Below are 5,344 nucleotides of genomic sequence, written 5' to 3' on the forward strand. Positions count from 1 at the left end.
CGCAATCTAAGGGATCGAGAAGGCTATTTCCTGGCTGATGCCGTCGGCGAGGGCAGATGGTTACTGATCGAGAGCGGCCTTAGCTTCGCGACTCCTTCCGAGTGCTCTGATCACGGCCATTTCATGAGGGAATTGTTCGGACTACAAATTGGGCCGGCTGTTACCCCCCACGATCTGAGCGACCTGTATGTCAGTTATGACTGGCCGATTTGTGGCATGGTTCGGGTCTTTGGCGGAGCGGCACCTATCGAAGCCGACGGTAATGACGTAATTGCCAGAGCCGGAGGCATGCCGATCGCGGTTCGAAAGGAGATTGGGAAGGGCGGAATTATCTACATCGGGACACCGCTCGGACCCCTACTGCCCTCCGGAGATCGCGAGGCGATTGAGTTAGCCCGGGCGTTGGCCGAAGCTAGTTACTAGCTGCGGGACGGACCTGGTCGCGATGCACGGCATCCAGCACTCCGTTCACAAAGTGCACAGACTCCTCGCCCGAGAACCTGCGTGCAAGCTCAAGCGCTTCGTCAATCAATACCGCGGGGGGAGTGTCCGTATTTAGTAACTCATATACTGCCAGCCGGAGTACATTACGGTCGACCGCCGGCATGCGCTCGATCCGCCAGTGCTCGGCGTGCTTCTGAATCAGAGTATCTATTTGCGGAGCGTTGTGGACCGTGCCGCGCACCAGAAACTCCATGAACGGGTCAGCCGGCACGCGGGCCTGATCATCTTCACGCCCAAGCGACACATAGAAGCCTTCGATCGATTCGTTTATCGGATGCTTGCGCTGATCCCATTGGAACAGAATCTGCAGAGCGCGTTCCCGGGCTTTGTGGCGGGACGCCATTTTATCGCGACCCATCTCCTAGTTGACGCAGTAAGTCAGCCATTTCAATCGCAGTCATCGCCGCGTCGAAACCTTTGTTGCCGCTTTTGGCGCCGGAACGGTCTACAGCCTGTTCAACCGTATTGGTTGTAAGTACGCCGAAGGCCACCGGTACGCCGGTTTCAGACGCAATGCGTGCGAGACCGCCGGCCGCTTCACCCGCGACATAGTCGAAGTGCGGTGTGTCACCGCGGATCACCGCACCCAGGCAGATGATCGCGTGATGGCGCTTCTGCGCGGCGATGGCGCGAACCGTCACCGGAAACTCCCACGCGCCCGGAATTCGGACTAATTCGATATCGTCCTCAGAACCGCCGGATCGCTTTAGGGCGTCAAGCGCGCCCGCGATGAGGCGATCCGTAATGAAGCTATTGAAGCGGGACGCGACAATGCAGAAGCGGAGGCCCGAGGCGGAGAGCTTACCTTCGATTACTTTCATCGGCCCGTAAACACCGCGGGGCGTTTCTCCAGAAAAGCGCGCGTACCTTCGCGGCGATCTTCCGTAGCAGCTGAGAATCCGAATGCCATGGCTTCGAATCTAAGTCCCGCTTCAAGGCCGACGTCGTAACCTGTCTCGACGGCCTGTATAGTAAGTGCCACTGCTAAGGGGCCGTTCGCCAGCACCTTCTTCAACCAATCCTTCGCGAACGCGAGTAAGTTGGAACCCTCAACCACATGATTGACTAAGCCGATGCGGTGCGCTTCCGCGGCATCGATCATTTCGCCGCTGATCAAAAGCTCGATCGCTTTCCCGCGCCCGACCAGCCGAGGTAAGCGCTGGGTCGCGCCGTAGCCCGGTACGATACCAAGCTTCACTTCCGGCTGACCCATCTTCGCGTTCGTCGATGCGATGCGCGCGGTACACGCCATGGCCAATTCCATCCCTCCGCCCAAAGCGAATCCATTGATCGCGGCGACGGATGGCTTACGCATCGTCTCCAGCAGGCGAAAGGTCGCCTGCCCCTGTGAAGACAGGATTTCAGCGCGCGGCGGATCGATTTCCGCCAGCTCCCGGATGTCGGCGCCGGCAACAAACGCTTTCTCGCCGCTACCGGTCAGGATCAGTCCTTTAACCTCTGAATTGCTCCCTGCATGTTCGAAAACGGTTCGCAAATCCTGCATGACAGCAGCGTTTAGAGCGTTTAATTTCTCCGGCCGATGGATGGTCACAAGGCCGATTCCTTCATCGATGGAGAACTGTATGTGACTGAAATTCATATGGGATAATCGAATTTCTTCCACCGAGCCCTCATCATACAGCATGGACCGGGAATTCATCCGCAATTTCTCTATCATCGCGCACATCGATCATGGGAAAAGCACGCTCGCCGACCGGCTGCTGGAAACCACGGGCGCGCTTTCGCAGCGCGAGATGATGGAGCAGGTCCTCGATTCGATGGATCTCGAGCGCGAGCGCGGGATTACGATCAAGGCCCACGCGGTCCGGCTGGTCTACAAGGCAGACGATGGCCACGACTACCAGCTCAACCTGATCGATACTCCGGGCCATGTGGATTTTTCGTACGAAGTCTCTCGCAGCCTGCAGGCTTGTGAGGGCGCGCTGTTAGTAGTTGACGCGTCGCAGGGAGTTGAAGCGCAGACGCTGGCGAATACTTACCTGGCCCTGAATCACGACCTTGAGATTATCCCGGTCATCAATAAGATCGACTTACCTTCGGCCGAGCCGGAGCGGATTCGCGAACAGATCGAGCAAGTAATCGGCTTGGATGCCAGCGAAGCGCTGCTGGTAAGCGCGAAGCAGGGAATCGGGATTCATGAGACGCTCGAAGCGATTGTGAAGCGCGTGCCCCCGCCGAAAGGTTCGCCGGATGACCCGCTGCGCGCACTTATCTTCGATTCCTGGTTCGATCCGTATCGCGGAGTGATTATCTTGATGCGTGTGGTCGATGGCCGCATCCGTCTGGGGCAGAAGATCCGCTTGTGGGCCGAAGGGCAGGTCTTCGAAGTGGAAGGCCTGGGATACCAATCGCCGAAAGCGATTCCGGCGCAGCAGCTTTCAGCCGGCGAAGTCGGATATCTGTTCGCGAATATCAAGACGGTTTCGGATGCGCAGATCGGCGATACAATTACCGACCAGGAAACTCCCGCCGCGGAGCCGCTACCCGGCTTCGAACTTATCAAGCCGATGGTCTTCGCGGGTCTGTATCCGGTGGAATCGCACGAGCACACGCTGCTTCGCGACGCTCTGGAGAAACTCCGCTTGAACGACAGCGCATTCAGCTTCGAGCCGGAGAATTCAGTAGCTCTGGGCTTCGGTTTCCGCTGCGGATTTCTGGGATTACTGCACCTGGACATCGTCCAGGAGCGGCTCGAGCGCGAGTTCAAGATCGACCTGATCACGACCGCGCCCGGCGTCCGTTACCGAGTAACTACGACTAAGGGCGATGTAATCGAGATCGATAACCCGACGCGCTTTCCCGATCCGTCGAACATCAAGCAGATCGAAGAGCCGATTATCGATGCCAGCGTGATTACTCGGGAAGAGTATCTTGGCGGGATACTGGCGCTGCTCGAAGAGAAGCGCGGCGTGCAGAAGAAGTTCGAGTATATTGGCGCGGGCCGCGTTTTGTTGCTCTATGAGATGCCCCTGAATGAGATCGTGCTGGACTTCTATGACCGGCTGAAATCTGTTTCGCGGGGGTATGCTTCGCTGGACTACCACTTAGCCGGATTCCGGGTATCGCCGATGGTACGCCTCGATGTCTTAATCGCCGGCGAGCCGGTGGATGCGCTTTCGATCATCGTACATAAAGACTTCGCGTACGATCGCGGCAAGATGCTGATCGAGCGCATGCGCAAGCTGATTCCCCGGCAGATGTTTGAAGTCGCGCTGCAAGCGGCGATTGGTAATAAGATCGTGGCGCGCGAGACGATCCCCGCCATGCGTAAGAACGTGCTGGCTAAGTGCTATGGCGGCGACATCTCACGCAAACGAAAGTTACTCGAAAAGCAGAAGGAAGGCAAGAAGCGCATGAAGCGCGTGGGTTCGGTGGATATTCCGCAGGAAGCTTTCCTGGCGGTCTTGAAAGTTAGCGACTCCGGAAACGACGATTAGTTCTTTGGACGAGGTTTTTCTGCGCTGTCGCCGAAGTCTATCGCTGTCTCTGTGCTGAACTTGTGGAAGTCGCGATACTCCACGTCATCGCGCGTTTCGAATTGACCCACCCGGATGTAAGCAATGGAGCGCACGGGAAGTAGATAGCGTTCATTGCCGATGTGTACTTCGCCGTAATCCAGGACATCTCCGGCCGCGCTAATCGGCGAATCTCCCGTTAGCCCGGTGGCGTATATAACGATCCGCCGGACTGCGCCGGTTTGGGGGTCGATAAACACGGTTCCGCGGTGCCCAATCGGAAAGACCTCGTCAGCTTTGCTGCCGTCCGGCTGGGCAACCTTGCGGCAGCAAAGCGTAAAATGCGAATACTCTTGAGGCGCCCGGTAGTTGAACACCGCCATGCGCGTACCATTGACTAATTGCCAACGATCCCAGGTAAAGCTTGACGCGCTGTGCGGTTCGAAAACGGCCGCCATCATTCCACCAAATTCACCCTCGGAGATTTCGCCATCTGCGCGATGCTTTCCGCCCCTATCGGGCGATATTGGCGCGTGGCCACGAGTGGAGGAGTGTGCCGCTTCGGTCGTGTATTGGCCGGCCTTATGCCATTGGCCGTCCACGACTTCTTTGTAGTTACGGTACTTATGCAACGCTTTAGTGGCAACGAAGTTCGGTAAGTGGGTAAGATACTCCTGGGCGTAAAGCCGGGCGGCGTTGAGCATCTTGCTTTTCGCGTCATCGGAAGGCAGCGGAGTGATCGAAATCGGCGGCTCGGCCGGGAGCGGAAGCCGGGCCGATTGCGTGAGAAGCGCGCCCAAAGCGCGGGCTGTATCCGGACCCACGCCCACTTCGACGAGTAAGAGAACCGTTTCCGGCATCAGCCGCTCGGTAAGTTGGACGGACTGGATCGACTTGGCGATGCGCTCGTCGTTCCGATCGATCGCTAGGTCGGACGTGACCATGTCAACCAGACCGCTAACAGTAAGGCTCGTGCGCGCAAACAAAGGGATTGCAACGCAAATGCCGATTGCGAGCCAGGCGCGCTTCATGTAGCCTCAGCTCACTGTTGTATCACTCCGCGGCTTGCAGCGGTTGGGGAACACCCGAATCTACTCTTCATCGCCGATAATTACCTTCAAATCGTTCGACTGCTGATCACCTTCGGCGAGCGATACGGCGACACCTTGTTTCTCGATGTTCTTCAGATAGTCAGGATCCTCCCAGATCCCGCGCTCGACATTCTGAAACGCGAATAAGCTGTAGCTCCCGGGAGTGACGCCCGTGATCTTATAGTGACCATACTGATCGAGGGTCGCCGTCTTGTACAACTCGTGGCTGGACCGATTGGGAGTATCGGGAATCAAGACAACCGTGCCGTTGGT

Annotated in this window: 7 protein-coding genes; 2 read left to right on the forward strand and 5 right to left on the reverse strand. The window is 57.4% G+C overall.

Annotated features, from left to right (window positions below):
- Window positions 1–423, forward strand: a 423-nt coding sequence (locus H1Y01_RS19595; protein WP_219341596.1) for a hypothetical protein, incomplete at its 5' end; no start/stop codon positions are given.
- On the opposite strand, the gene nusB is transcribed toward H1Y01_RS19595, so the two are convergent.
- Genes nusB through H1Y01_RS15575 form a run of 3 tightly spaced genes read right to left on the reverse strand, consistent with a single transcriptional unit; the run spans window position 413 to window position 2,164 of the window.
- Entirely contained in the window at window positions 413–847 is a 435-nt protein-coding gene (nusB, locus tag H1Y01_RS15565) for a transcription antitermination factor NusB (protein WP_180541431.1), read from the reverse strand. The genes H1Y01_RS19595 and nusB overlap by 11 nt on opposite strands.
- 1 nt (window position 848) lies before the next feature.
- A complete protein-coding gene (ribH, locus tag H1Y01_RS15570; RefSeq protein WP_180541432.1) occupies window positions 849–1,325 on the reverse strand; it encodes a 6,7-dimethyl-8-ribityllumazine synthase in 477 nt (158 codons plus the stop codon).
- The gene (locus tag H1Y01_RS15575; protein WP_219341597.1) at window positions 1,322–2,164 is read right to left on the reverse strand and encodes an enoyl-CoA hydratase/isomerase family protein; all 843 of its coding nucleotides are present in this window, start codon (window positions 2,162–2,164) and stop codon (window positions 1,322–1,324) included. Before H1Y01_RS15575 ends, ribH begins: the two co-directional genes overlap by 4 nt.
- Between H1Y01_RS15575 and lepA the strand changes: the two genes are divergently transcribed.
- Window positions 2,148–3,962, forward strand: coding sequence for a translation elongation factor 4 (lepA, locus tag H1Y01_RS15580; RefSeq protein WP_180541433.1), 1,815 nt, complete (start codon window positions 2,148–2,150; stop codon window positions 3,960–3,962). The two genes, H1Y01_RS15575 and lepA, sit on opposite strands and share 17 nt — an antisense overlap.
- On the opposite strand, the gene H1Y01_RS15585 is transcribed toward lepA, so the two are convergent.
- Together H1Y01_RS15585 and H1Y01_RS15590 are read right to left on the reverse strand one after the other, a co-directional pair.
- Entirely contained in the window at window positions 3,959–5,011 is a 1,053-nt protein-coding gene (locus H1Y01_RS15585) for a hypothetical protein (RefSeq protein ID WP_180541434.1), read from the reverse strand. The genes lepA and H1Y01_RS15585 overlap by 4 nt on opposite strands.
- A gap of 60 nt (window positions 5,012–5,071) precedes the next feature.
- Window positions 5,072–5,344, reverse strand: a 273-nt coding sequence (locus H1Y01_RS15590; RefSeq protein WP_180541435.1) for a hypothetical protein, incomplete at its 5' end; no start/stop codon positions are given.

The sequence above is a fragment of the Nevskia soli genome (assembly GCF_903970205.1).
Lineage (GTDB): Bacteria > Acidobacteriota > Terriglobia > Bryobacterales > Bryobacteraceae > Bog-113.